We start from the raw sequence: 23,677 nt of genomic DNA on the forward strand, positions 1-23,677 counted from the left end.
ACAGGAGAGTTCGATCCAGAAACAAAAAAACCGGGCGCTAAGCCCGGTTTTTTTATGCCATCAAACCAAGAAGAGTCCGGCTTAGCCTTTGTAGGCGTTAACGGAATCCACGATGGCTTTCCTGGCGGCGTCGGCGTTGTCCCAGCCTTGCACTTTTACCCACTTGCCGGGCTCGAGCGTCTTGTAGTTCTCGAAGAAATGCTTGATCTGGTCGCGCAGCAGCTCGGGCAGATCGTCAATTTCCTTCACGTCATGGTAAGTGGTGGTCAGCTTGTCATGGGGAACTGCAACCAGCTTGGCGTCGCCACCGGCTTCGTCTTCCATGTTCAGCACACCCACCGGGCGGCAGCGAATCACGGAACCGGCCTGGATCGGGTAGGGGGTTACAACCAGTACGTCCAGGGGGTCACCGTCGTCGGCCAGGGTGTGCGGGATGAAACCGTAGTTGGCCGGGTAGAACATGGGGGTCGCCATGAAGCGGTCTACCAGCAGGGCGCCCATGTCTTTGTCCAGTTCGTACTTCACCGGGGAGCTGTTGGCCGGGATTTCGATAGCAACGTAGATGTCTTCAGGCGGGTTCTTGCCTGCGGGGATGTTGTCGAATTGCATGTGCGATCCTTCCTGGTACGTTAAAGGTACGTTTAACTGCGGTTAAAAAGTGGGCGCAATTATACGGGAGTATCCTGCAGTTCGAAACTAAACCTTGGTCGTTGAGTTGGGTGCACGCGGCTATCTGGCGGGGCTTTCCGAAAAACGCCCGTGAATACGTCCCTGTAGGGCTCGGTCGCGCCATCCCTGGCGCTCCACGTTTTCGGAAAGCCCCGCCAGATACCCGCCCGAACCTTTGAGGAAAACCGTTGAAGTAAACCCGAAACAAAGAACGCAATATTCAACACGAGGATTGCAAAGTGTTCGAACGGGGCGTGTCAGTGGCTGTTCCAAAACTGTAGAGGGCCATGGATGGCCCGAAACAAGCGCACATGGATGTGCTCGTAGCGTGTTTTGGAACAGCCACTGACATGCCCCGCCACCAAAACCCAGCAAGCTGGGTCAGGACAAGAGGGCGAACGCGGAACCCACAGCTCAGAGCTTGATCTGCTTGGCAATGAGTTCCTTCATGATCTCGGTGGTGCCGCCGCCGATGGAGAGAATCTTGGCATCCCGATAGAGGCGCTCGACGACGGTTTCCCGCATATACCCCATGCCACCGAACAGCTGCACCGCTTCCCGGGTGACCTTTTCGCAGACATCCACCGAGAAGTTCTTGGCCATCGCCACTTCCTTGATGGGGTTTTTGCCCGCCTGCATCAGGGCGGCGCAGCGGTAGGTGTATTCCCGGGCTACGTCGATCTGGGTCGCCATATCCACAAGCTTGTGGCGGGTCACCTGGAAGCCCGTGATATTGCGGCCGAACGCCGTGCGTTGTTGGGTGTATTCCAGCGCCGCTTCGTAGGCCAGTTGGGCGGTCATGTAGGCCATGATGGCCAAGCTGAGACGCTCGAACAGGAAATTGCTCATGATGGCGATGAAGCCGGCGTTTTCGGCGCCGATCAGGCGGTCGGCCGGCACGCGGCAGTCCTCGAAAAACAGCTCGGCGGTATCGCTGGCCCACCAGCCCATTTTTCGCAGTTTCTTGCCGGTGGAGAATCCGGGCATGTCCCGGTCGATCAACAACAGGCTGATACCGCCGTGGCCTTCTCCACCGGTGCGTACAGCAACCGTATAGTGGTCGGCGCGGATGCCGCTGGTGATGAAGGTTTTGCTGCCGTTTACAATGTAATGGTCGCCATCGCGGACGGCCCGGGTTTTGAGGTTGGCGACATCGGAACCTCCGCCGGGTTCGGTCACTGCCAGGGCGGCAATTTTTTCGCCCCGCAGCACCGGCGGCACGATCTGTTCACGGATGTCCTTTTTTGCCCATCTGGCGACTGGCGGCAGCCCGATATCCAGAGACCCCAGGCCAGCGACGAGACCGCCTGATGTGGAGCGCATAAGCTCTTCAGAAACGGCTACTTTCAGGAAAATGTCGCCCTCTCCGATGCCCCCCAATGCTTCCGGAAAGCCAATGCCCAACAAACCTGCATCCCCGGCTTTTTTGTAGAGATCCCGGGGAAATTCACCCGCTTCTTCCCAGTCGTCGATGTGCGGCAACACGTGGGTTTCGATGAACTTGCGGGCGGTCGCGCGGACCTGCTGATGGGTTTCGTTGAAGTATTCGGACACGGTCTGGCTCTCCCTGATCGGAATCAATGGGAAGCAGTGTCGCCTAAATATTATTACCAAGCAAGCGCTTGGTTGTTCGTTCATTCAGGCAATAAAAAAGCTGGCCCGAAAGGCCAGCTTCGACATCGAGGAGCGACAGAAGTCGGTCAGGCGCCTTCGCTGGAGATGCTTTTCACGCCGTCCTTTGTTCCCAGCAGCAGGAGATCAGCGCGGCGGCGCGCGAACAGGCCATTGGTGACCACGCCGACGATGTTGTTAAGCTTTTCTTCGACTCGGATCGGTTGGGAAATGTCCATGTTGTGGACGTCGATGATAATGTTGCCGTTGTCGGTCACTACCCCTTCCCGATAGACCGGATCACCGCCCAGTTTCACGATTTCCCGGCCAACATGGCTCCGGGCCATGGGAATGACTTCGACCGGAAGCGGGAATTTGCCCAATACGCCGACCATCTTGGAGTCATCGGCAATGCAGATGAAGGTCTTGGCAACCGCGGCCACGATTTTTTCCCGGGTCAGCGCGGCACCGCCGCCTTTGATCAGTTCCAGGCGGTCGTTGGTTTCGTCAGCGCCGTCCACATAGAACTCCAGTTCTCCGGCACTGTTAAGGTCGTAAACCGGGATGCCGTGGCTTTTCAGACGCTCGGCGGTGGCCTCCGAGCTGGCAACGGCGCCGTCAAACTCGGTCTTGAGTTCCGCGAGCATGTCGATGAAGAAATTGGCCGTGCTACCAGTGCCCACACCGATCACGCTCTCGCTATCAAGACGAGGAGCAATGTAATCAATGGCGGCTTTGGCGACGGCTTTTTTCAGTTCGTCCTGGTTCATCATTGGCTCCGGCTGCAAATCAGGTTGGCTTTGCCGGCATTATAGCGCTTAAGAGCCCTCTGCTTATAGACGGCTGCCGTGCAAACTTTCTACACTGTGGGTTTTTCTCAGCCAGTCATCACTCACACATCGACCAAAAGCCGGAACTGCTATGCCGCAACGCTACATCAAGAAGATTCTCGATGCGCGCGTCTATGACGTGGCCATCGAAACACCCCTGACTGAAGCCCGCAGTCTGTCCAAGCGCTTTGGCAACAATATTCTGCTCAAGCGTGAAGACCTTCAGCCGGTGTTTTCCTTCAAGATTCGTGGTGCCTATAACCGGATTGCGCAGCTTTCCGAGGAGCAGAAGGCCAAGGGTGTCATTTGTGCGTCGGCCGGAAATCATGCCCAGGGTGTGGCGCTGGCTGCCAAGAATCTCGGGATCAAGGCGGTAATTGTGATGCCGCAGACCACGCCGGAGATCAAGGTGCGTTCGGTACGGGATCACGGTGCCAAGGTGGTTCTCAAGGGCGATGCCTTCGACGAGGCGGCGGCCCACGCTCAGGAGTTGATCGCAAAGCACGGCTACACCTACATTCCGCCGTACGATGATCCCGATGTGATCGCCGGCCAGGGCACGGTGGCCATGGAAATCATGTGGCAGTTCAGCAAGCCGATCCACGCCATCTTCATCTGTGTTGGTGGCGGCGGGCTGATTGCCGGCATGGCCGCTTACATCAAGTATCTGCGCCCCGAGATCAAGGTGATTGGTGTCGAACCGGAGGACTCCAACTGCCTCCAGGCCGCCATGAAAGCGGGCAAACGCGTGGTGCTCGATGAAGTGGGCATCTTTGCTGATGGTGTGGCAGTCAAGCAGATTGGTAAGTACCCCTGGGAGATCTGCAAGGACCACGTGGACGAGGTGATCACCGTATCCACCGACGAAATCTGCGCGGCCATCAAGGATGTGTTCGAGGATACCCGCTCCATTGCCGAGCCGGCCGGTGCCCTGGGTGTGGCCGGCATCAAGAAATACATCGAGCGCGAGAAAGTCGAGGGCGAGAACCTGATTGCCACCCTGAGCGGTGCCAACATGAACTTCGACCGTCTGCGCTACATCTCCGAACGCACGGAAGTGGGCGAGAAACGCGAGGCCATCCTGGCGGTGACCATTCCGGAGAAACCGGGCGCGTTCAAGACCTTCATCAACGCCCTGCACAAGCGCAGCATCACCGAGTTCAATTACCGCTACGCCGATGCTACCAATGCCACGATTTTCGTTGGCATCCAGATTGCCGCGGGTGGTCACGGCCGCGAGGATCTGGTTCAGGATCTTCGGGAGAGCGGATACTCGGTGGTCGATTTAACCGACAGCGATCTGGCCAAGCAGCACATCCGTCACATGGTGGGCGGCCACGCGCCGACCATCACCAACGAAAAGGTGTTCCAGTTCGAGTTCCCGGAGCGTCCGGGGGCGTTGCTGAAGTTCCTGATGTCTCTTGGTACCCGCTGGAATATCTCCATGTTCCACTACCGCAACCACGGTGCAGCCTACAGCCGTGTTCTGCTGGGCGCCCAGGTGGACGACGATGAAGTGCAAGATTTCGAGAAAATGCTGGATAAGGTTGGCTTCCGCTATGACAACATGACGGACAACGAGGCCTATCAGCTGTTTCTTGGGCAGGGCAACGCGCGTTCAAGTTAACTCTGGGTAGGGCAGGGTCTGGCAGGGCTTTCCAAAACTGTGCGGAGCCATGGATGGCGGAGCCAAGCGTACAGGGATGTATCCACAGCGTGTTTTGGAAAGCCCTGCCAGACCCTGGCCGGTCCCCGAATGCAAAGCTTACTGAATTTTAATCTGTGAAAAATTGTAAAAGTACAGATAGGTGTTAGTCTTTCTTCTGATTCTTGAAGTCAAGAATAGCTATCTGATTTCCCGACACTTTTAAAACCGCATTTTGAGGAACTGAAGCCATGGGCGGCAAGCCTGACATCATCAAAGCCATTGTGCTGATTTTTGCCATCGGCCTTGTGATTACTGGTTTCACATCCATCCACGCCTCCGAAGATAAAGACGCACGAGCGGCCAATCTGGTTGGCTCCGTTCAAGTCATGAATCAGCCGCTGAACCGGTAACGTCGCTTATCGGTCACTACGCTGTGAAGGGGCACGTCCCAGGGCTCTATTGGCAGCTTCTTAACTTTCTGGAAATCGTGGGCCAGGCCAATCAGCTTCGGCGCCAGCCTTGGCCGTATCCGGCTGAAGGCAAACGTTCTGTCGTAAAAGCCTCCTCCCATCCCCAGTCTTCCGCCCTGTTCGTCAAACCCCACTAACGGAAACAGTACTGCATCCAGTGCCCAGGCCGGGCGCCGCAGGCCTTTGCTGAACCCTGGCTCGGGAATGCCAAACCGGTTGGCGGTGAGTTCCACGCCATCGTAGTAGGGGCTGAACACCAGCCTGCCTTCATGAATCGGATGGAGTACCGGCAGGTAGAAGCGGATGCCCTTGCGCCGGGCGATGTCCAGGTATACGTGGGGGTCAATTTCGCCGTCGTTGGGCAGATAAATGGCAATGTGCCGGGCCCGGTGCAGGTCTGGATTCTTCAGCAGATTGAGGGCCAGGTGCTCGGCGGCCTGTTGCTGTTTTTCAGCGCTCAGGTCGCGACGATTCTGCCGCAGGCGTTTGCGAAGTTCACTGCGCGACAGGGTATCAGGGTGGGACTGGAACGGTTGAGGCTCGATAAACTGGCTCAAAATAAAGCTTCCCGGGCTGCCGTTATCGGATGTGGCCCTTGAACCCAAAGTTCAAGGTCGGTGGCCGCTGTGACATATTAGGCTTTCCCCTGTCGGGGACGTGCTCACAATGCCCTGAAGTAGCCACCTGGGTAGTGCGCATCGGCTCGAGGACGTATCCGACTATCCCGAACAGCCCAGGAAGTTGTTCTCATTATACGGGCAGTGTCGGGGCCGATTGCAACACCTGTCTGAGATTCTCCGGGGATTTAACGACCGGAGCCATCACCCAGCGCTCCGTCCAGTTTGTTGTCCATGGCTCGCAGCAAGGTGCTGGTGGCATCGGACATGGTGTCGCGCTCGAGCAGTTCGTGGGTTATGTTGAGAGCGGCCATTACAGCAATGCGCTCGGTACCAAAAACCTTGCCGCCGGCGCGGATTTCCCGCATTTTGTTGTCCAGATGCCGGGCGGCACGCAGCAGTGCCTCCTGTTCTTCCTCGGGGCAGGCGACCAGGTATTCCTTGTCGAGGATTTTCACCTCAACCGTGGTGGATTGCTGTGCCATCAGTGATGCTCCAGGGCCCTAAGGCGGCTGATCATGGCTTCGATCTTGTGCTTCGCGTGATCGTTCTTCTGCACCAGCTGGGCCCGTTCCCGGTTCCAGTCGTCCTGCAGTTCCCGCAATGTGGCGTTGTCCCGCTCAAGTTTCTGACAGCGTTCAATCAGCCTGTCCAGCTTGTCCGCTAATGCCTGTACTTCGGACTGTTCCATGACGTGCCCAGCAGTGGTTTTATGATATTAAGCTCAACTATAAGTGTGGACGCTAAGTCGGTCAATTTACAGGCTTGTCATTGCGTTCCCTGCGTGATGCCCATCACTGATCTGCTGCCTCGCCAAAGCCCAGCCGGCGGCTCTGGCGCCATGTGTTGAAGGCGGGTATCAGCGCCACGGTGAAGGCGGCAACCGGAACCAGGGCCATTAACGTCCATTCCTCGGGCGTTAATGGGCGAAGCTCAATCTGCAGGCCATAGTTGGCCAGTAACCATGGGCTCGCCAGTGCAAGGCCCGCCATGCCAAGGGCCAAAGCCATCACGCAGGCGGCAAGGGCAAGAGCCACGCACTCGAGGATGTAAAGTGAGGCAATCAGCGCCGGAGAGGCACCGGTTGCCCGCAGCACCGCAATTTCATGGGCCCGCTGGCTCTGGAGGGTCAGAAGTACGGCAATCAGTCCGATCAGGCTGGTTACCACGACAAAACCGGTTATGCCCAGTAGTGCTCGCTCAAACTGGCCCATCAGCCGCCAGAGTTCACTGAGGGCTACTCCCGGAAGTATGGCCGAGAGCGGCTCGCCGGCAAACTGGTTGATTTCCCGCTGTATGCGGAAGGTCAGGATTTGCCGGTCGATACCAACGAATACGGCGGTAATGGCATCGGGTGTGAAATCTCGGCCCTTTGCCTGCTCCGGTGTGATTGTCCGTCCGGGGATGGCGACCCCGGATTCCCAGCCTACGTGCATGGCCTCCATGCCATCCAGGCTGATATACACGGCCTGGTCCACCGGCGTGCCAGTGGGCGCCAGTATGCCGGTGACGGTAAACGGCGTGTCTTCGTGGTTGGAGAAACTGGTGCGTCCACCGCCATGGGATAGCACGATCGGCTCGCCCACCTGATGCGCCAGCGAGCGGGCAACGCCGGCACCCAACACTACATCAAAGACGCCTTCAAACCACTGGCCTTCATCCAGTTCAAGGGGCAGGTCGCGGCCGTAGCGGAAGTGCTTGAAAAAGTTCTCATCTGTGGCGACCACACGATTACCCCGGTAGCTGTCTCCCAGGGAAATCGGAATCAGCCAGGCCAGGCGGTTATCCTGTTTCAGGCCCTGATAGGTCGACCAGCGAATGTTGTTGGTGGCATCGCCAATATGAAACACGGTGTACAACAGCAGGTTCAACTGGCCACTTCGGGCGCCGATGATCAGGTCTGTACCGCTGATGGTGCTGGTGAAGGACTGTTTGACCTCCGTGCGGAGGTATTGGATGCCCAGCAACAGGGAAACGCTCAGGGTCAGGGTCAGGCACACCAGGGCCAGTACTTTTTTCCGGTGCCAGAGGCTGGCCAGGGCGAGTGTCAGGGCCAGGCGTGCTTTCATGTCCGGTCACCCTGCAGTTCCAGCTGATTATCGAAATGGCGGGCCAGGGACTGGTCGTGACTGACGAACAGAACCGAGGTGCTGTGCCGGTGCGCAAGAGTTAGAAGCAGTTCCAGGAACCGGTCCCGGTTGTCGGCATCCAGTGCGGAAGTCGGCTCGTCCGCGAGAATCAGGCCGGGCGCGCCAATCAGCGCCCGGGCGGCTGCGATACGTTGCTGCTGGCCAATACTTAGCCTGGTGACTTTCCTCTGCCAGTGGTCCGCGGGGATGGACAGGGCGGCAAGCAATCTCTCAGCCTCGTCTTCGACGGTCGGTTCGGTGCGCTCTCTGCGCAGTTCAGAAAGTCCGCAGGGCAGGGTGACGTTGGCTCGTGTGCTCAGGTAGGGCACCAGATTGAACTGCTGGAAGATCACGCCCATGTGGTCGGCCCGGAACTGGTCGCGGGCGCCGGCACCGAGCCGGTGGATATCGGTTCCGAGTACGCGGACAGTGCCAGAGGCCGGCCGAAGCATGCCTGCCAACAGGCTGAGCAGCGTGCTTTTGCCACTGCCGCTCGGGCCGTGCAGGAAAAGGTGTTCGCCGCGTTTCAGTATGATGTCCGGAAAGCTGAGGCGGGGCTGGACAGGATCCCAGGAAAAGCCGAGCCCGCTGACTTCCATCGCAGTTTCTGTGCTTCGGGAACTGTTGCTGGCTGAGTCTGTCTTGCTGGTCATGTTGGTTGCCGTCGGCCCGGTGTATGATGGCGGTTTCCGGATAGTAATCTCAGGAGTCTTTGGTCCAATGATGTCTGCCCCGGCACGTTCGCGCTTTGCGCTGCCTTTTTTCATCGCGCTTACCCTGGTGTGTGTACTTCCATCAACAGGCCGGACTGAAACCCGGGAAATCGACTGGCTTGAACTGATGCCCGCCGAGGATCTGGCGCTGCTGGAGAATATGCCAGAGATTGAGCACGAGGGCGATGGCCCGCCGCTGCTGCCGGACGAGATCATGACCGGTCGGGTTGTGCCGGAAATGGGCAATGTTGAAGGCCGCATTCCCGGCTTCGTGGTGCCCCTCAAGACAACCGAGGACATGCGCATCCTGGAGTTCTTCCTGGTGCCCTACTACGGCGCCTGTATTCATGTGCCGCCACCGCCCCCCAATCAGATCATTCACGTCAAGTACAAGGAAGGTTTCACGCTCGAAGCCCTGTACGATCCGGTGTGGATCGAAGGCGAGCTGGTCATTGATCGCACCGAAAACGACATCGGCACGTCTTCCTATTCTATGGTCGCAACCGGGGTTGAGCCGTACGAAGAATAGACGCTGTCATTGGCTGCGGAGTTCAAACGTGCTTTGTCCGTGGCCCAGACGGGCTGATCCCTGACCTTCTGGCCATACCCACTGAACGCCGAGATGCTCTATTCCGGAAAACCGGGTTGTAATGGGTGTTGCAAGCGCCTGGGATGAGCCCAGGCCTGGACAGCTCAGGGTCTGGGTGACTTCGAAATCCGAGTGGGATGATTCGTCCTGATGATCATGGTCATGCCCATGGCTGTGTCCGTGATCATCGCCACCTGCCTGATGATGCACTACCGCATTCATTACGGTGCAGCCCTCCTCACTGGTGTTCGCAAGGGGGGTCTGTCCAAGCCAGTTGGTTGCGTCGTTAACCAGTGCTTTCTGGTCGTCCGAACGGGCAAGATGCTCGAACCCCACCAGGTTGTAGGCCGGCGATGTGAACAGGAGATCAATCTGCTCTCCCTCGATGGCCAGTTGTAGTTCGGCATGACCGTGCAGGTGCGCACCTGGATTGTCGCTGGCAAACACAGGGCCAGTGCTTGCAATCGCGGCGCCAGCCAGAAAGAAGCAGGTTTTGGCTCGTAAGGACATGGCTTTATCTCTCGGCAGAAATGATACGTTATAACATATTGTTCGCTTGCCGGATAAAAATCAACAGGCAGTGCCTTGGCACCGCCTGAATGCTAGGATAGACCTCTAATCCATTAACACAGGATCCGCCTGTTTCATGTCAGAAACCGACACTTCCGGTGCTGCCCGCGCCGCAGAATTCGAGCGCTGGGCCAACGTTTTTACAGCTCACAAGGCATTCAGCCACCCATCCGAATTGCACGGCGCGCTCTGTGGTCGCCTGGCGGCCGGATCGCGTATCGAAGAGCCGGAGTGGCTGGCGATGGTGTGTGAACACATGGGGCTGGCCGAGAACGCGGCCGAAGAGTCCGATGATCTCGCTCCGTTCATGAACAAAGCCTATGAACAGACCCTCGAGCTCTTGAAATCAGCAGACATGAGTTTCCATCCTTTACTGCCGGATGACGACTATGCCATTGAGCAGCGGCTGGAAGCCCTGGTTTCCTGGGTGCGGGGATTTCTCGAGGGTATGGCACTGTCGGCCGGCGAGTCACTCGGCCAGGCGCCGGACGAGATTCGGGAGCTGATCGAGGATATGGTGGCCATCAGCCAGCTATCCGAAGAGGAAGAAGCGGACGACGAAAGCGAGCAGCAGTTGCTGGAGATTACCGAATACATCCGGCTGGGGGCGCTCGCCGTGTTCACTGAATTCAACGCCCCCGAACCACCGAAGTCTGATTCGCCGACCCTGCACTGAGCCGGGTCCTGATTGCAGGAGAGACTATGAACTCCATGATTCCCGTAAAGGAGTTTGCCGAGCGCCGTCGCAAGCTGATGGAGCGTATGGCGCCAGACAGCATTGCGATTATTCCGGCCGCCCCGGAGCGCGTTCGTAATCGGGACGTGCTGCATCCGTTCCGCCAGGACAGCGATTTTCATTACCTGTCCGGTTTTGGTGAGCCGGAGGCCGTCCTGGCGCTGATTCCGGGCCGTGAACACGGGGAATCGGTACTGTTCTGCAAAGAGCGCAATCCGCAGAAGGAGCTCTGGGACGGTTTCCTGGTTGGCCCGGAAGGCGCCATCGAACGCTACGGCCTGGACGATGCGTTTCCGATTGCAGACATCGACGATATCCTGCCGGGCATGATCGAGGGTCGCAGCCGGGTGTATTATCCCCTTGGCAAGGATGATCATTTTGACGCCCGTGTCATGGACTGGGTGAAGATGATTCGCAGCAAGGTTCGCAGCGGCGCCCATCCGCCGGGCGAGTTTGTGGCCCTGGAACACCTGCTTCATGACCTGCGGCTATACAAGAGCGCCAACGAGATCAAGATCATGGCCAAGGCCGGCCAGATCAGTGCCGAGGCCCATTGCCGGGCCATGAAACGGGCCCGCAAGGGCGGCTTCGAGTACAACCTCGAGGCCGAGCTTATCCACACCTTCATGGAGCATGGCGCACGGTCTACGGCCTATCCCTCCATCGTGGGCGGGGGCGCCAATGGCTGCATCCTGCATTACATCGAGAACAGTGCACCGCTGAAGGACGGCGATCTGGTGCTGATTGATGCCGGCTGTGAATACCAGTGCTACGCCTCTGACATCACGCGCACCTTCCCGGTCAGTGGAAAGTTCAGCAATGAACAGCGGGCCCTCTACGAGGTGGTGCTGGCGGCGCAGTATCGGGCCATCGAGGCGGTCTCGCCTCAAAATCACTGGAACCGGCCCCATGAGGCTGCGCTGGAAGTACTGACCCAGGGCCTGATTGATCTGGGGCTGTTGTCCGGCACCCTGGAAGATGCCATTGCCAACGAAACCTACAAGCCCTTTTTCATGCACCGAACCGGCCACTGGCTGGGGCTGGATGTACACGACGTCGGCGATTACAAGGTCGGTGACGCCTGGCGCCAGCTGGAACCCGGCATGGCCCTGACCGTCGAGCCAGGCCTGTACATTGCGCCGGATAACACCGACGTGGATGAGAAATGGCGCGGCATTGGCATACGCATCGAAGACGATGTGGTGGTGACCAAAGACGGCTGCCGGGTCCTGACCGAAGCAGTGCCGAAAACCATTGCCGAAATCGAAGCCCTGATGGCGGACTGACAGCCTGTGACCAAGCCTGATACCGATCTGATCATTGCCGGCGGTGGCCTCGCCGGAGCGACCCTGGCTCTGGCGCTGGCACGGATGGTGCCGTCACTGCGCGTGACCGTGGTCGAGGCCTTCCCGCTCTCGCCCGACGCCCTGCCGGAGAGTTACCAGCCGAGTTACGATGCCCGTTCAACCGCACTGGCGTGGGGCTCCCGGTTAATCTTTGAGGAGCTGGGGCTGTGGCAAAGGCTGGCCGAACATGCCACACCCATCGAACATATCCATGTTTCAGATCGGGGCCATTTCGGCGCCACACGGTTGCATGCTGCCGAGCATGGCCAGGCGGCGCTCGGGTACGTGGCTGACAATCGCTGGATGGGGCTGTGTCTGATGCGTGAGCTTCTGGATACCAACGTCCAGTGGCGGGCGCCGGCAGAAGTAACGGACATGACGCCCATTCCCGGCGGCGTCCGTGTTCAGCTCTCAGAAGAAGGTGAAGAGACCGCGGAACTGAAGGCCCGTTGCCTCGTCGTTGCAGATGGCGGTCGTTCCGGTCTGCGGGAAAGGCTCGGGTTCCGGCCGGATCGTCACAGCTACGGCCAGAACGCACTGATCGCAAATGTCTCTACCAGTGACAGCCACGGATTCACTGCCTTTGAACGATTTACCGATGCCGGTCCCATGGCTCTCTTGCCCCATGGATCACCGACCAGAGCCGGACATCAATCGGCACTGGTCTGGACGCTATCCGATGAGGTTCTGCAGCAGGTTCTGGCGCTGCCCGACGACGAGAAATGCCGTTGGCTTCAGGACCGGTTTGGCTGGCGTCTGGGCCGGTTTACCCGCATCGGCGCCTGTCACCATTACCCGCTGACCCTGACGACGGTGGACGAGCCGGTACGCCCTGGGGTTGCCCTGGTGGGCAATGCGGCCCATGCCCTGCATCCGGTCGCCGGGCAGGGCTTCAATCTCGCGCTGAGAGGGCTCATGACGCTGGTCGAACAGTTCCGCCTGGCTGAAGAGCATGGCAGGTCGATTGGCGATCTCGAGGTCCTGAAGCGCTACCAGGCTCTGCATCGGGAAGACTGGCAACAGACGGTGCGCTTCTCCGATTCGCTTGTTCGTTTGTTCGGGCATTCCATGCTGCCGGTTGCGGCGGCCCGCGATGCCGGCCTGGTGGGTCTTGATCTGTTGCCTGGGGCAAAACGCTGGTTTGCCCGCAAGGCCATGGGCCTGGGCGGCCGCAGGGCCGTGATTGAACGGCCCGGAAACCTGAACCGGGAGGCGCCGGCTAATGAGTGAGGCGCAAACGTTCGATATTCTTGTGGCTGGCGGTGGCATGATCGGTTCCGCCCTGGCTCTCGGGCTGTCACGACAGGGTTGGCATGTGGGGCTGGTGGAAGGTTCCGGCCATGAGTCTCTGGTTGAGGCGCCGGACTCCGCCACCACCGTTGCCGATTTTGAACCACGGGTCAGTGCCATTTCGGTGGCGAGCCAGCAATTGCTGGAGCAACTCGGAGTCTGGTCCGAGGTGACCGCCGGTCGGCACTGTCCTTACCAGACCATGACGGTCTGGGATGGCGACGGCACGGGGCGTATACAGTTCGAGGCCGCCGAGCTTCAGGCGCGGGCTCTCGGAACGATTGTCGAGAACCGCAGCATCGTGCGATCACTGTTCAGGGCCCTGGAACAAAGTCCGGTCGAACTGATTGATGGCGCGAGGATTACTGGCTGTAAACGGTTGTCTGGAACTTATACGGTTGAGCTGGAGGATGGTCGATCCCTGTCGGCGGGGCTACTGGTAGGGTGTGACGGTGCCAATTCCCGTCTGCGCCACTGGGTTGGCCTGCCAACGCGTGAGTGGGACTACGACCAGCAGGCAATCGTATGCACGGTGAAAACCAGCCAGAGCCACCGTTTCACCGCGTGGCAGCGATTTTCGACGACCGGGCCGCTGGCGTTTTTGCCCTTGCTGCCAGAGTCCGGAGATGAGCATTTCTGTTCCATTGTCTGGTCCCAGGATACCGGGGAAGCGCGGCGTCTGATGGCTTTGGACGACACCGACTTTGCCGCTGAACTTGAGCGTGCGATTGAGCGCGAGCTGGGATCGGTGGAGTCCATTTCCGGCCGCTTCGCCTTTCCGCTTCGACAGCGCCACGCGAAGGACTACATTGCCCCCGGTTTTGCCCTCGTCGGCGATGCGGCCCATACCATCCATCCGCTGGCGGGACAGGGTGCCAACCTTGGCTACGGAGATATACGGGCTCTGCTCGATGAGCTTTCGCGAGCCAAAAAGGCGGGCCTGAGTCCAGCCAATGAGCTGGTTCTGGCGCGCTATCAGCGCCGCCGGAAAGGCGAGAATCTCGCCATGATGGCCGCCATGGAGGGCTTCAAGCAGCTGTTCGGCCGTGATGAGCTGCCGGTCCGCTGGCTGCGAAATACCGGCCTGCGCTGGCTCAACCAGATGGGGCCGGTGAAAAATCGTATAGCTGCCGAGGCCATGGGGCTTAACGGCTGAATAAAAAAGGAATTGTCCAATGGCAGGAAGCAGCCTTCTGGTTCTGATCGATGACATCGCCACCGTTCTGGACGATGTTGCCCTGATGACAAAAGCCGCCACCAAGAAAACCGCAGGTGTTCTGGGGGATGATCTGGCGCTCAACGCCCAGCAGGTGACCGGTGTAAAGCCTGCCCGGGAACTGCCAGTGGTCCTCGCGGTTGCCCGCGGCTCCATGATCAACAAGGCCATCCTCGTGCCGGCGGCCCTTGCGATCAGTTTTTTCATGCCCTGGCTGGTAACGCCTCTGCTGATGCTCGGCGGTGCCTTTCTGTGTTTTGAGGGCTTCGAGAAGCTGGTGCACAAGTTTTTGCACCGGGAGCAGGACCAGAAGCGCAAGGGCGAGCTGCGTGAAGCCCTCAAGAGCCCGGACGTCGACTTGCGGGCGATCGAGAAAGACAAGATCAAGGGCGCCATCCGCACCGACTTCATTCTGTCTGCCGAGATCATTGCCATTACCCTGGGAACGGTAACGACCCAGACCATCGGCATGCAGTTCATGGTGCTGGCGGTGGTTGCGATTATGATCACAGTCTTTGTTTACGGCCTGGTGGCAGGGATCGTAAAGCTGGACGACGGCGGCCTCTACCTCAGCCAGCAAGAGAGCCCGGTGCTCCAGCAATTGGGTTCAGGCATTCTCTGGCTGGCCCCCTATCTGATGAAGACACTCTCCATTCTGGGCACTCTGGCAATGTTTCTGGTGGGCGGTGGCATTCTTACCCACGGACTGACGCCGGTATACGACGCTATTCATCACTTTGCCGAGGGTTTCAGTGGTGTGGCTGGTGTGCTCGTGCCAACGGTGGCCAATGGCCTGTTCGGTGTGCTGGCAGGTGCGCTACTGGTGGCCATTATCACGCCACTGACGCGATGGTGGCAGGCGAGGAACGCCTGAGAAGACCGGGGCTCTAGAGGCAGGCGTCGAACAGCCGGCTCACCAGTACCGGTACCGCGGTTTCGACCCGCAGAATACGGGGGCCGAGATGCACGCTCTGGCAGCCGGCTTCTTCCAGTTTGCCCACTTCGTAAGCCGTGAAGCCACCTTCCGGGCCAATGCAGAGCACGGTTGGCTGGTTAAGGTGCACAGGGCAGGGGGTGCTTGTGCCGGGATGCGCTACCAGGGCTCGTTTATCCGCCAATAGCGCCGGCAACTCATCTTCCACGAAGGGTTTGAACAGCTTTCGGATATGCACCTGTGGCATCAGGGTATCTTTTGCCTGTTCCAGCCCCAGCGTGAGGTTCTCCCGAAGCTGTTCGTCTGAGAGCCACGGCGTCTGCCAGAAGCTTTTCTCCACCTTGTAGCTGTTGATCAGCCATAGGTCCTTCACGCCGAGGGCAGCGCAGGTTTGCAGGATGCGACGGAACATCTTGGGCCGGGGCATGGCGAGTATCAGGGTGAGCGGCAGAGGCGCCGGCGGAGCCTGACCCAGCGTCACCCGCAGCTCCGCCTCGTTATCGGTAAGCCGGATAACTTCGCCGGTTCCCAACTGGCCATCCGCGCGGCCGACCGGCACGGTGTCGCCAGCAACCACTTTGATCACGGACTGCAGGTGCGCCAGGCGTCGACCGCGCAGAACGGCACGGTCAGTTGCCACGAAATCCTCGTCAAACAGTAAAGCCAGATTCATTCGCCGGCGGGCTCATCGCTTTCCGGGTCTGCGACTTCCCGTTTTGCCAGCCGCCCGAACAGTATACCGACCTCGAACAGGATCCACATGGGAACCGCGAGAAGGGTCTGGGAAATAATATCCGGCGGCGTCAGCAGCATGCCGATGATGAAACAGCCCACCACCACGTAGGGGCGCTTGGCTGCAAGATCGGCGGGCGTGGTGGCGCCGGTGAGGATCAACAGCACCGTGGCGATCGGAATTTCGAAGGCCACACCGAAGGCGAAGAACATCTTGAGTACAAAATTGAGGTAGCTGGTGATGTCCGGAAGTTCGACGATGCCTTCGGGGCCTATCGCAGTAAAAAAGCCGAACACCAGCGGGAAAACCACGTAATAGGCAAACGCAGCGCCCGCGTAAAACAGGATGACCGAGGTAAACAGCAGCGGAAAGGCCAGGCGTTTTTCGTGGGCGTAGAGGCCCGGGGCAATAAAGCTCCAGAGCTGGTAGAGAATGATCGGAATGGCAGCGAACACAGCCAGAACCAGGGCCAGCTTCAGCGGTGCGAAGAAGGGCGAGGTAACATCTGTTGCGATCATGGTCTGGCCAACGGGCAACAGGGAACGGATGGGCTCCGACAGCCACAGGTAAAGTTCGTTGGCAAACGGATAAATGGCAGCGAAGCAGACCAGCACCGCAAGAACCATCTTCAGTAGGCGATTACGCAGCTCGAGCAGGTGCTCGATCAGTGGCATTTCCTGCTGTTCCGGAGGCAGCTGGTTGCCGTCGGGTTTTGCATTCATGAACGATTATCCGGCGGACTTTGCGGGGTTTCGCGTTTGGGTTGTTCGTTTCCGTCAGAGCCGGAATCTGGCGTCTGCGAGGCGCTACCAGCATCGGGCTGATCCTGCGCTGGAGCCTCGGAGGCCTTTGTCTGGCCGGACACACGCCGTGTCGCAGGTGCAGGCCTTGGCTTCTGGGTCTCGTTCTCGGGCAGGATCATGTGCTCGTATTTCCTGGCTTCGTCCAGGGCGCCACGCACGGTATTCTGAACGTCGTCGAGGCCAACATCTCCTGCCTTGCGAAGCTCGTCGCGGAGTTCGCCGGCTTTTAGCTCCCGGTCCAGTTCCGAGGTGAACTGGCCAACCATGCGCCGTGCACCACCCACCCAGCGGCCAGCCGCACGGGCAGCCGCAGGCAGGCGCTCGGGGCCGAGTACCAATAGCGCTATGACGCCGCAGATCAGCAGCTCAAGAAAGCCGATATCGAACATTCAGCCTGGTCTCAGCTGTGGGACTTGTCCCGGGGCTTGTCTTCGGCCGCCGCTTGTTGCTGTGGCTGCTCCCCTTCCTTGCCTTCCAGGGATTCCTGGTTCTCGGCCTTGGAGTCCTCATCGCTCATGGACTTCTTGAAGCCGCGAATGGCACCACCGAGGTCGCTGCCGATGTTGCGAAGCTTCTTGGTTCCGAACAACAGAATGACAATGCCGAGTACGATAAGTAATTGCCAGATGCTGATACCCATTACGGGGTCCTCATTTTAATGTTTCTGTTCAATGACATTGTACGTTACCAGAACCGTTACGCGGAAACCCCTTTAGAGGTATTACCGCTCACTTGTTCCTCGACGCTTTTTCTTCCAGGCCTGACAGATCGAACCGGCTGGCCAGTTCGTCCAGGATGTCCTTCGGGCCAAGGCCCAGTCTCGACAGCATGACCATGCTGTGGAACCAGAGGTCGGCGGTTTCATAAACCACGTCCCGGGTTTCCCCGGAATGCTCTGCGTCCTTGGCTGCCAGCAGGGTTTCCGTGCACTCTTCCCCCACTTTTTCCAGGATCTTGTTCAGGCCCTTGGCGTGGAGGCTGGCTACATAGGAGGTTTCCGGGTCTGCCTCTTTCCTGGCCTCCAGAACCCTCGCCAGGTTTTCCAATACATCGCTCACAGTCCGTGCTCCTCAGTTGCTGCCGTAAATAGTGCCGGGGTCCTTGATCACCGGGTCAACGCTGACCCACTGACCGTCTTTCAAAGTCCGGTAGAAGCAGCTGCGTCTGCCAGTATGGCAGGCGATGCCGCCTTTTTGTTCTACTTTCAGCAGGATGACGTCCTCGTCGCAGTCCAGTCGAATGTCCCGGATGACCTGTTGGTGCCCCGAGGTTTCCCCTTTGCGCCAGAGCTTGCCCCGGGAGCGCGACCAGTATACGGCGTGGCCTTCTTCGGCGGTCAGCCTGAGCGACTCGCGGTTCATCCAGGCCATCATCAGGATGTCGCCGGTGTCGGCGTCCTGGGCGATGGCCGGAACCAGGCCGTCCTCTGTCCAGCGAATGGCATCCAGCCAGTCAGGGGTCTCGACGTTATCCGAGCTATTTTGCATTTTTGTGAATCCTGAAATCTTTATCGGTTATCGGCTGCCCCGGAGCATGAGCCCGCCGGCGACGGCAAACAGGGCCCAGCTCCAGGCAGGCACGCTTTCAATCCACTGCCGGCTCTCGGGCTGAGTGCCCAGAAAGCCGCCGGCAATGAGCAGTACCGCCAATGTCGCCCGCCGCCAACGCCGCTCGGTACGGATCTGCTGCTCCCGGAGCAACGCCAGTGTTGCCCGGTTCTGGGGCTCGGTGGGCCCCGCCTGCCGCAGTTGCAAGAGCGCATCGTGCACCAGCTGGGGCATTTCCGGCGACTGTTCCAGCCAGGAGGGAAGGTGCGACTGCAGCGACTTGATCAGCCCCGAAGGGCCAATGCGTTTGCGCATCCAGGTCTCGAGGTAGGGTTGCGCGGTGCTCCACAAATCCAGATCCGGATACAGCTGTCGGCCCAGACCTTCAACGTTCAGGAGGGTTTTCTGCAGCAGAACGAGCTGGGGCTGCACTTCCATATTGAACCGCCGTGCCGTCTGGAACAGGCGCAACAGGAAGTGGCCGAACGAGATATCCTTCAACGGCTTCTCGAAGATGGGCTCGCAAACAGTACGTATGGCCGCCTCAAACTGGTTCACTGGCGTGTCGGGCGGTACCCAGCCGGACTGAATATGCAGCTGCGCAACCTGCCGATAATCCCGGCGGAAAAAGGCCAGAAGGTTTCGGGCAAGATAGCTCTGGTCATCCGGTGCCAGGGTGCCAACGATGCCGAAATCGATGGCGATATATCGGGGATCCGAGGGATTGGACGTATCCACAAAGATGTTGCCCGGATGCATGTCGGCATGGAAGAAGCTGTCCCGGAACACCTGGGTAAAGAAAATTTCCACGCCTTTTTCAGCCAGTACCTTCATGTCGACGCCGGCGGCCTTCAGAGCCGCAGTATCGGCAATGGGGATGCCGTGAATCCGCTCCATCACCAGCACGGATTTGCGGGTGTAGTCCCAGTCGATAAAGGGAATGTAGATCAGCGAGGAGTTTTCGAAATTCCGGCGCAGCTGGCTGGCGTTGGCGGCCTCGCGCTGGAGATCCAGCTCATCGTGAATGGTGGAATCGTAGTCGGCTACCACTTCCACCGGGCGCAGGCGCTTGCCTTCGGACCAGTATTTTTCCAGCAGGCCAGCCATCAGGTACATCAGGGCCAGATCCTGACGGATTACCTTCTCTATGCCCGGTCGCAGAACTTTCACGACTACCTTCTGGCCGTTGCGCAGGGTGGCTGCATGCACCTGGGCAACCGATGCCGAGGCAAGCGGGTCCGGACTGAATTCGGCAAACAGGTCCGAAACCGGGGCACCGAGGGAGGTTTCGATAATGCTCCGGGCTTCATTGCTCGGGAACGGCGGTACCCGGTCCTGGAGATTCTTCAGGGATTCCGCCATGTCGTCCGGCAGAAGATCCCTTCGGGTAGAGAGGATCTGGCCGAACTTTACGAACACGGGGCCCAGTTCCTCCAGCGCCAGCCGAAGGCGGTCGCCACGATCGAGCTTCGGTTGCGGGAACAGGTGCCAGGGCGCCAGCAGGAAAAACACCTTCAGGGGCGCGGGCAGCTCTGCGATAGGCAGGAACGTGTCCAGCCGGTAACGGCAGAATACCCAGGCAATTCGGAACAGGCGTTGCAGGCGGGTCACAGGTTCTCCGATTCGTCAGTCTTGCCGCGGTTTTCAATCAGATTAAGCCGCGCTTCCAGTCTTTCCGTGCGCAGGTTCAGTTCGTCGATATCCTCGAACGTAGCTTCCAGCTCCCGCCGACCGGGCAGGGCGCGACTTTCCTCGTGCACATACTCCTCGATGTTGGCATTCAGGGACTGAAAGGCCTGTCGACTCCATCGGATAGCGCCGCGAACCCGTTGGCCGAGGAAGTGTGCGGGCACATCGCCGATGTGCCGGGCCATGGCGGCTTCCCAATCCGGTTCAAGCTGGTTCAGGGCTCGTTGCAGCTGATGGGCCAGCGCTGTGTCGCCGGTCACGTCAAGACGGCCGTCGGCAAAGACCCGGTCATCGCCGGTGGCCAGCGCTGCAAAGGCGATGGGTTTGCCGGTGATCTCGAGCGCTGGCTGTTCGACCGGCTGACTGCCGACGCGGACGCGGTTTCCGGCCCGGTCCAGGGTGTAGGTCAGGGCAATCGGGTCGGTGATATTGAACTGAACCGGCCCCGCCAACGCTTCCATCAAGGCACTATGCCCCGCCTGATCCAGTTCCAGTGCCCGGTTCAGGGCACTTTCCAGGATAGCGGAGACAGCGGAAAGCAGGGTGGGGCCGGGAAACATCAGGGCTTGATTCCCACGTGCAGGGCGACGATACCGCCGGTCATGTTGTAGTACTTGCAGTTCACCAGGCCGGCGTTCTCCATCATGCCCTTGAGGGTGTCCTGGTCGGGATGCATGCGGATGGATTCGGCCAGGTACTTGTAGCTTTCACTGTCGCCGGCGATGAGCTGGCCCATCAGGGGCAGGGCGGAAAAGGAATAGGTGTCGTAGGCCTTGCTCAGCAATGGATTGGTCGGCTTGGAGAATTCCAGGATCATCAGCTTGCCGCCGGGCTTGAGAACCCGGGTCATGTCGCGCAGGGCCTGGTCTTTATCGGTGACATTGCGCAGACCGAAGGCGATGGATACCGCATTGAAGTTGTTGTCCGGAAACGGCAGATGCTCGGCATCCGCCTGTACGTATTCAATGTTGCCCGCATAGCCGCGATCGGTCAGCCGGCTGCGGCCCACCTGCAGCATGGAGGCATTGATGTCGGCCAGCACCACCTTGCCGGACGGACCCACAAGGTCTGAAAACTTCATGGTGAGATCGCCAGTGCCGCCGGCAATGTCCAGCACCTGGTGGCCGGGACGCACGCCCGAAAGCTCAATGGTGAAACGTTTCCAGAGCCGGTGAATTCCCATGGACATCAGGTCATTCATGAGGTCGTACTTGCCCGCCACACTGTGGAACACCTCGGCCACCTGGCTCGCTTTCTGGCTCTTGGGCACATTGCGAAACCCGAAATGGGTTACGTCGTCCTGGCCGTTGCTGTTTGCGGCCTGGTTGGCTGGCGTTTGCTGCTCGCTCATGGGGCATGTCCTGTCAGAATCTGAACCCCGTATTCTAACCGCTGACGGGGTTGCTACAAGGGTGGCGGTGAGTTAAATAGCGCCCTAAACTGTAAATCTATCCAAATCCGAGAGAAAACCGCTTCATGTCTGTAATTGATGTACATCGCCCGCACACCCTGGATCAAGAACACGCAAGGCAGGCCGCAGAATCCCTTGCCAAAGACCTGTCCAGTCAGTTTGACGTGCATTATGAGTGGGAAGGCGACCACCTGAAGTTCAAGCGCAGTGGCGTCAAGGGGCACCTGAACATCACGCCGACAGACCTGCACATTCACCTGGAGCTGGGCATGATGCTGCGGCCCTTCAAATCGCGGATCGAGCAGGAAATCCACTCCCAGCTGGACCAGATCATCAAGGCCTGAGCCAGCCAACTATCCCCGGCTCAGAGGTTTTCCGGCAGGCTGAACGGGTCCGGGTGATGGTCGAGAATGTTGCGCATTACCCGCTGCTCCCGGGAAACCAGCCGGTCGATCAGTAGCTCCACATCGTCCATCTTCCGGAAGGCGGAATAGCCCCGGTGCAGGAAGCTGTGCAGATCCGTCAGATCGGCCATCTCTGCCGGGCCCCGGGTCATCGATAGCAGCCATCCAAGGGTGCGGTTGCGGACATAGCGATCAAGTTGCTGGCCAACGTCTGCCACCAGGGTAATCTGTTTCTCTCTCTGCGCCAGCCGTCGGCTCTCCCGGTAGGCTGCACAATAGGCGTCCGTGGTGATTGCCCGCGCAGACACACCTTGCTGATGGAACAGTTCGGCGAGCTCCAGGTCCAGCTGTTGGGTGATCAGGTTCAGTTCCACGAGGCCGGCGAAGGTGTCCAGCAGATTATCTGGCAACCACTTCACCATTTTGGGAAACACCCGATCAATATTGTCGTCCCGGCGGGTCATGCCGGCCGGGGCGTAGAGGTCGGTCAGCAGAAATTCGAGGCCGTGGTGATATCCGGGATGGCGATAAAGATCCTCATGGGTCGACTTCAGCCGCTCCGCCTGCCAGTCGGCGACGGAGACGGCGTGTTCCATCAGCGGATGCTCGGCTTTCAGGCGCCGGAAATCATGGTAGTCCAGAAGCAGTTGCTGCAGCCGGCGAGCGCTTTCAGAGCGGGCTTCGGTAGCGACGAGGCGCTCACGGTACATGGGCGATGGCTCCACTAAACCTGAGGAAAAGAGCGTAGTTTAGCGGAGCTGCAGTGGTCTTGCAGCAGGGTGCAAGCCGGGCGTCAGCCCTGCGCGGCTGTCGGGAGCGTTTCGAACCCCGGAACCCATTCCTTGCTGTCCAGCGTAATGAAGTGGCTCGGTGCCTCGGTTTCCACGATTCGCATGGTGGTCGGGCTCTGGCGGGCGCTGGCCAGCATGGATGAGCGATCCAGAATGCGGTCGACCGCAGGGATCAGGAAGGTGCCGTGGCGTACATGGCTGTAGACGCTGGTGTCTGTCCGTGCCATCCAGTCCATGATGTTCTCGATGTTACGAACAATGGTCAGATGATCCTTGGTGGCGGAAAACAGTTTGCTCAGTAGTTGCTTCTTGCGCGGGTTCATCTTGCCAAAGAAGGTCTGACCGTAGGCGGACGACGGAGCGCTGTTGATCAGGCGTATCAGCCAGGGCCACATACCGTGGCTTACAGGTTCCAGAATGGTGGTCACCAGCGCCGACAGCCTGCCGTTGGGGAGCACGGGTGCTTCCAGTACCACTTCCACGTCATCATAGAGCTCGGGCCATTGCTTGATGGCCTCCAGAATGACCGCTCCGCCACGGGAATGTCCATGAACCCGGATGTTCTGAGTAGTCGGTAGGCTGGAGAGCGCCTGGTTAAGAATGCAGGCGTCGTACTCGATCGTGCCTTCCAACTGCTTGATCGGCACTTCCCATTCCGGCGTCTCCGGCGTAACGCCGTTTACCGGGATGTGGTAGTTACTGCAGGTGAGCAGGATAAGTTCAGTGGTCGGCGCTTCATAAGCTTGGGTGAAGTAGCAGTGATTTTCCAGAAAGCCGTGCACGCCAATTACGGTCTGCTCCGCTTTGCCGCTGTGGTTGCGAACGGAAACAGCGCCCTTGCCGACGCGATACACATGCCCGGAAAACATTTCCGAGTAGGCGCTTTCAATCGGTTTGATCAGCTTGCGAACATGGCTCGCTTTCATAACTG

At 59.1% G+C, this 23,677-nt stretch carries 29 protein-coding genes and 1 other RNA gene; 9 read left to right on the forward strand and 21 right to left on the reverse strand.

The genetic code is table 11. The annotated features are described in order from the left end of the window. Window positions 1–81 precede the first annotated feature (81 nt). From ppa to rpiA, 3 genes are all read right to left on the reverse strand, one after another. Window positions 82–609, reverse strand: a complete 528-nt coding sequence (gene ppa, locus AC13DD_RS09420; protein WP_008170949.1) for an inorganic diphosphatase — start codon at window positions 607–609, stop codon at window positions 82–84. 474 nt (window positions 610–1,083) lie between these two features. Then, a complete protein-coding gene (locus tag AC13DD_RS09425; RefSeq protein ID WP_053113132.1) occupies window positions 1,084–2,223 on the reverse strand; it encodes an acyl-CoA dehydrogenase family protein in 1,140 nt (379 codons plus the stop codon). 146 nt (window positions 2,224–2,369) lie between these two features. After that, a complete protein-coding gene (gene rpiA / locus AC13DD_RS09430; RefSeq protein ID WP_053113131.1) occupies window positions 2,370–3,050 on the reverse strand; it encodes a ribose-5-phosphate isomerase RpiA in 681 nt (226 codons plus the stop codon). A 151-nt stretch (window positions 3,051–3,201) separates the two neighbouring features. On the opposite strand from rpiA, the gene ilvA reads away from it, so the two are divergent. Both ilvA and AC13DD_RS09440 read left to right on the forward strand, forming a co-directional pair. Further along, window positions 3,202–4,737, forward strand: a complete 1,536-nt coding sequence (gene ilvA, locus AC13DD_RS09435) for a threonine ammonia-lyase, biosynthetic (protein ID WP_008170952.1) — start codon at window positions 3,202–3,204, stop codon at window positions 4,735–4,737. A gap of 269 nt (window positions 4,738–5,006) precedes the next feature. After that, the gene (locus tag AC13DD_RS09440) at window positions 5,007–5,168 is read left to right on the forward strand and encodes a hypothetical protein (RefSeq protein WP_008170953.1); all 162 of its coding nucleotides are present in this window, start codon (window positions 5,007–5,009) and stop codon (window positions 5,166–5,168) included. Here the strand turns inward: AC13DD_RS09440 and AC13DD_RS09445 are convergent. The 6 genes from AC13DD_RS09445 to AC13DD_RS09470 form a co-directional block, all read right to left on the reverse strand. Next, entirely contained in the window at window positions 5,150–5,785 is a 636-nt protein-coding gene (locus tag AC13DD_RS09445) for a 5-formyltetrahydrofolate cyclo-ligase (protein WP_008170954.1), read from the reverse strand. The two genes, AC13DD_RS09440 and AC13DD_RS09445, sit on opposite strands and share 19 nt — an antisense overlap. Window positions 5,786–5,789: 4 nt before the next feature. Then, window positions 5,790–5,971, reverse strand: a non-coding RNA gene (ssrS, locus tag AC13DD_RS09450) — 6S RNA. A gap of 62 nt (window positions 5,972–6,033) precedes the next feature. After that, on the reverse strand, window positions 6,034–6,330 hold the full coding sequence (locus AC13DD_RS09455) for a cell division protein ZapA (RefSeq protein ID WP_008170962.1): 297 nt from the start codon (window positions 6,328–6,330) through the stop codon (window positions 6,034–6,036). Continuing rightward, window positions 6,330–6,536 (reverse strand): TIGR02449 family protein, encoded by a 207-nt coding sequence (locus tag AC13DD_RS09460; protein WP_008170964.1) that lies wholly within the window; start codon window positions 6,534–6,536, stop codon window positions 6,330–6,332. The genes AC13DD_RS09455 and AC13DD_RS09460 overlap by 1 nt, the downstream gene beginning before the upstream one ends. 103 nt (window positions 6,537–6,639) lie before the next feature. Continuing rightward, the gene (locus AC13DD_RS09465; RefSeq protein ID WP_104270840.1) at window positions 6,640–7,914 is read right to left on the reverse strand and encodes an ABC transporter permease; all 1,275 of its coding nucleotides are present in this window, start codon (window positions 7,912–7,914) and stop codon (window positions 6,640–6,642) included. Beyond that, window positions 7,911–8,627, reverse strand: coding sequence for an ABC transporter ATP-binding protein (locus AC13DD_RS09470; protein ID WP_104270841.1), 717 nt, complete (start codon window positions 8,625–8,627; stop codon window positions 7,911–7,913). Before AC13DD_RS09470 ends, AC13DD_RS09465 begins: the two co-directional genes overlap by 4 nt. Window positions 8,628–8,694: 67 nt before the next feature. Here AC13DD_RS09470 and AC13DD_RS09475 point away from each other — a divergent pair, with 67 nt between their 5' ends. After that, the gene (locus AC13DD_RS09475) at window positions 8,695–9,216 is read left to right on the forward strand and encodes a DUF3299 domain-containing protein (protein ID WP_104270842.1); all 522 of its coding nucleotides are present in this window, start codon (window positions 8,695–8,697) and stop codon (window positions 9,214–9,216) included. Window positions 9,217–9,222: 6 nt separating this feature from the next. Here AC13DD_RS09475 and AC13DD_RS09480 read toward each other — a convergent pair whose 3' ends face one another. Next, a complete protein-coding gene (locus AC13DD_RS09480) occupies window positions 9,223–9,786 on the reverse strand; it encodes a ZrgA family zinc uptake protein (RefSeq protein WP_273043883.1) in 564 nt (187 codons plus the stop codon). A gap of 136 nt (window positions 9,787–9,922) precedes the next feature. Between AC13DD_RS09480 and AC13DD_RS09485 the strand changes: the two genes are divergently transcribed. Genes AC13DD_RS09485 through AC13DD_RS09505 form a run of 5 tightly spaced genes read left to right on the forward strand, consistent with a single transcriptional unit; the run spans window position 9,923 to window position 15,308 of the window. Continuing rightward, a complete protein-coding gene (locus AC13DD_RS09485; protein ID WP_014578413.1) occupies window positions 9,923–10,522 on the forward strand; it encodes a UPF0149 family protein in 600 nt (199 codons plus the stop codon). 26 nt (window positions 10,523–10,548) lie between these two features. Further along, window positions 10,549–11,868 (forward strand): Xaa-Pro aminopeptidase, encoded by a 1,320-nt coding sequence (gene pepP, locus AC13DD_RS09490; protein WP_104270844.1) that lies wholly within the window; start codon window positions 10,549–10,551, stop codon window positions 11,866–11,868. Window positions 11,869–11,874: 6 nt separating this feature from the next. Next, window positions 11,875–13,158, forward strand: a complete 1,284-nt coding sequence (gene ubiH / locus AC13DD_RS09495) for a 2-octaprenyl-6-methoxyphenyl hydroxylase (RefSeq protein ID WP_104270845.1) — start codon at window positions 11,875–11,877, stop codon at window positions 13,156–13,158. After that, window positions 13,151–14,374 carry an FAD-dependent monooxygenase gene (locus AC13DD_RS09500; RefSeq protein ID WP_482931079.1) on the forward strand — a complete coding sequence of 408 codons (1,224 nt, stop codon included), beginning with the start codon at window positions 13,151–13,153 and terminating at the stop codon, window positions 14,372–14,374. The genes ubiH and AC13DD_RS09500 overlap by 8 nt, the downstream gene beginning before the upstream one ends. A gap of 19 nt (window positions 14,375–14,393) precedes the next feature. Next, a complete protein-coding gene (locus AC13DD_RS09505; RefSeq protein WP_273157253.1) occupies window positions 14,394–15,308 on the forward strand; it encodes a DUF808 domain-containing protein in 915 nt (304 codons plus the stop codon). Window positions 15,309–15,321: 13 nt separating this feature from the next. Here AC13DD_RS09505 and AC13DD_RS09510 read toward each other — a convergent pair whose 3' ends face one another. The 9 genes from AC13DD_RS09510 to ubiE all read right to left on the reverse strand — a co-directional run bounded on the left by AC13DD_RS09510 (window position 15,322) and on the right by ubiE (window position 21,491). Then, a complete protein-coding gene (locus AC13DD_RS09510; RefSeq protein WP_273157251.1) occupies window positions 15,322–16,041 on the reverse strand; it encodes a 16S rRNA (uracil(1498)-N(3))-methyltransferase in 720 nt (239 codons plus the stop codon). Continuing rightward, complete coding sequence (tatC, locus tag AC13DD_RS09515) at window positions 16,038–16,823, reverse strand: twin-arginine translocase subunit TatC (RefSeq protein WP_014578407.1); 786 nt, start codon at window positions 16,821–16,823, stop codon at window positions 16,038–16,040. The genes AC13DD_RS09510 and tatC overlap by 4 nt, the downstream gene beginning before the upstream one ends. After that, entirely contained in the window at window positions 16,820–17,293 is a 474-nt protein-coding gene (gene tatB, locus AC13DD_RS09520) for a Sec-independent protein translocase protein TatB (protein ID WP_273073168.1), read from the reverse strand. The genes tatC and tatB overlap by 4 nt, the downstream gene beginning before the upstream one ends. Before the next feature lie 11 nt (window positions 17,294–17,304). Next, window positions 17,305–17,544: a Sec-independent protein translocase subunit TatA gene (gene tatA / locus AC13DD_RS09525; protein WP_014578405.1), complete on the reverse strand. Its 240-nt coding sequence runs from the start codon at window positions 17,542–17,544 to the stop codon at window positions 17,305–17,307. A gap of 88 nt (window positions 17,545–17,632) precedes the next feature. Beyond that, window positions 17,633–17,962, reverse strand: a complete 330-nt coding sequence (locus tag AC13DD_RS09530; RefSeq protein WP_014578404.1) for a phosphoribosyl-ATP diphosphatase — start codon at window positions 17,960–17,962, stop codon at window positions 17,633–17,635. 12 nt (window positions 17,963–17,974) lie between these two features. Then, on the reverse strand, window positions 17,975–18,391 hold the full coding sequence (gene hisI, locus AC13DD_RS09535) for a phosphoribosyl-AMP cyclohydrolase (RefSeq protein WP_008170988.1): 417 nt from the start codon (window positions 18,389–18,391) through the stop codon (window positions 17,975–17,977). 27 nt (window positions 18,392–18,418) lie between these two features. After that, window positions 18,419–20,062 (reverse strand): ubiquinone biosynthesis regulatory protein kinase UbiB, encoded by a 1,644-nt coding sequence (gene ubiB / locus AC13DD_RS09540; protein ID WP_273043893.1) that lies wholly within the window; start codon window positions 20,060–20,062, stop codon window positions 18,419–18,421. Further along, entirely contained in the window at window positions 20,059–20,700 is a 642-nt protein-coding gene (locus AC13DD_RS09545; RefSeq protein WP_104270851.1) for a ubiquinone biosynthesis accessory factor UbiJ, read from the reverse strand. Before AC13DD_RS09545 ends, ubiB begins: the two co-directional genes overlap by 4 nt. Then, window positions 20,700–21,491 (reverse strand): bifunctional demethylmenaquinone methyltransferase/2-methoxy-6-polyprenyl-1,4-benzoquinol methylase UbiE, encoded by a 792-nt coding sequence (gene ubiE, locus AC13DD_RS09550; RefSeq protein ID WP_014578401.1) that lies wholly within the window; start codon window positions 21,489–21,491, stop codon window positions 20,700–20,702. Before ubiE ends, AC13DD_RS09545 begins: the two co-directional genes overlap by 1 nt. A gap of 125 nt (window positions 21,492–21,616) precedes the next feature. Here ubiE and AC13DD_RS09555 point away from each other — a divergent pair, with 125 nt between their 5' ends. Beyond that, the gene (locus AC13DD_RS09555) at window positions 21,617–21,895 is read left to right on the forward strand and encodes a polyhydroxyalkanoic acid system family protein (protein ID WP_014578400.1); all 279 of its coding nucleotides are present in this window, start codon (window positions 21,617–21,619) and stop codon (window positions 21,893–21,895) included. A gap of 20 nt (window positions 21,896–21,915) precedes the next feature. Here the strand turns inward: AC13DD_RS09555 and AC13DD_RS09560 are convergent, their stop codons facing one another. Together AC13DD_RS09560 and AC13DD_RS09565 are read right to left on the reverse strand one after the other, a co-directional pair. After that, window positions 21,916–22,665, reverse strand: coding sequence for a DUF8198 family protein (locus tag AC13DD_RS09560; protein WP_053113119.1), 750 nt, complete (start codon window positions 22,663–22,665; stop codon window positions 21,916–21,918). An 83-nt stretch (window positions 22,666–22,748) separates the two neighbouring features. Beyond that, complete coding sequence (locus AC13DD_RS09565) at window positions 22,749–23,672, reverse strand: alpha/beta hydrolase (protein WP_482931080.1); 924 nt, start codon at window positions 23,670–23,672, stop codon at window positions 22,749–22,751. Between the last annotated feature and the right edge of the window lie 5 nt (window positions 23,673–23,677).

Source organism: Marinobacter sp. L-13, assembly GCF_056857715.1.

Coding starts and splice junctions, on each gene's coding strand:
- tatC (WP_014578407.1), bottom strand. CDS start 16,823: ATGAATGCAAAACCCGACGGCAACCAGCTGCCTCCGGAACAGCAGGAA.
- AC13DD_RS09500 (WP_482931079.1), top strand. CDS start 13,151: ATGAGTGAGGCGCAAACGTTCGATATTCTTGTGGCTGGCGGTGGCATG.
- AC13DD_RS09510 (WP_273157251.1), bottom strand. CDS start 16,041: ATGAATCTGGCTTTACTGTTTGACGAGGATTTCGTGGCAACTGACCGT.
- ubiE (WP_014578401.1), bottom strand. CDS start 21,491: ATGAGCGAGCAGCAAACGCCAGCCAACCAGGCCGCAAACAGCAACGGC.
- hisI (WP_008170988.1), bottom strand. CDS start 18,391: ATGCAAAATAGCTCGGATAACGTCGAGACCCCTGACTGGCTGGATGCC.
- AC13DD_RS09480 (WP_273043883.1), bottom strand. CDS start 9,786: ATGTCCTTACGAGCCAAAACCTGCTTCTTTCTGGCTGGCGCCGCGATT.
- AC13DD_RS09485 (WP_014578413.1), top strand. CDS start 9,923: ATGTCAGAAACCGACACTTCCGGTGCTGCCCGCGCCGCAGAATTCGAG.
- AC13DD_RS09565 (WP_482931080.1), bottom strand. CDS start 23,672: ATGAAAGCGAGCCATGTTCGCAAGCTGATCAAACCGATTGAAAGCGCC.
- AC13DD_RS09440 (WP_008170953.1), top strand. CDS start 5,007: ATGGGCGGCAAGCCTGACATCATCAAAGCCATTGTGCTGATTTTTGCC.
- rpiA (WP_053113131.1), bottom strand. CDS start 3,050: ATGAACCAGGACGAACTGAAAAAAGCCGTCGCCAAAGCCGCCATTGAT.
- AC13DD_RS09505 (WP_273157253.1), top strand. CDS start 14,394: ATGGCAGGAAGCAGCCTTCTGGTTCTGATCGATGACATCGCCACCGTT.
- AC13DD_RS09475 (WP_104270842.1), top strand. CDS start 8,695: ATGATGTCTGCCCCGGCACGTTCGCGCTTTGCGCTGCCTTTTTTCATC.
- pepP (WP_104270844.1), top strand. CDS start 10,549: ATGAACTCCATGATTCCCGTAAAGGAGTTTGCCGAGCGCCGTCGCAAG.
- AC13DD_RS09455 (WP_008170962.1), bottom strand. CDS start 6,330: ATGGCACAGCAATCCACCACGGTTGAGGTGAAAATCCTCGACAAGGAA.
- AC13DD_RS09560 (WP_053113119.1), bottom strand. CDS start 22,665: ATGTACCGTGAGCGCCTCGTCGCTACCGAAGCCCGCTCTGAAAGCGCT.
- AC13DD_RS09465 (WP_104270840.1), bottom strand. CDS start 7,914: ATGAAAGCACGCCTGGCCCTGACACTCGCCCTGGCCAGCCTCTGGCAC.
- ilvA (WP_008170952.1), top strand. CDS start 3,202: ATGCCGCAACGCTACATCAAGAAGATTCTCGATGCGCGCGTCTATGAC.
- ppa (WP_008170949.1), bottom strand. CDS start 609: ATGCAATTCGACAACATCCCCGCAGGCAAGAACCCGCCTGAAGACATC.
- tatA (WP_014578405.1), bottom strand. CDS start 17,544: ATGGGTATCAGCATCTGGCAATTACTTATCGTACTCGGCATTGTCATT.
- tatB (WP_273073168.1), bottom strand. CDS start 17,293: ATGTTCGATATCGGCTTTCTTGAGCTGCTGATCTGCGGCGTCATAGCG.
- AC13DD_RS09555 (WP_014578400.1), top strand. CDS start 21,617: ATGTCTGTAATTGATGTACATCGCCCGCACACCCTGGATCAAGAACAC.
- AC13DD_RS09460 (WP_008170964.1), bottom strand. CDS start 6,536: ATGGAACAGTCCGAAGTACAGGCATTAGCGGACAAGCTGGACAGGCTG.
- AC13DD_RS09545 (WP_104270851.1), bottom strand. CDS start 20,700: ATGTTTCCCGGCCCCACCCTGCTTTCCGCTGTCTCCGCTATCCTGGAA.
- AC13DD_RS09470 (WP_104270841.1), bottom strand. CDS start 8,627: ATGACCAGCAAGACAGACTCAGCCAGCAACAGTTCCCGAAGCACAGAA.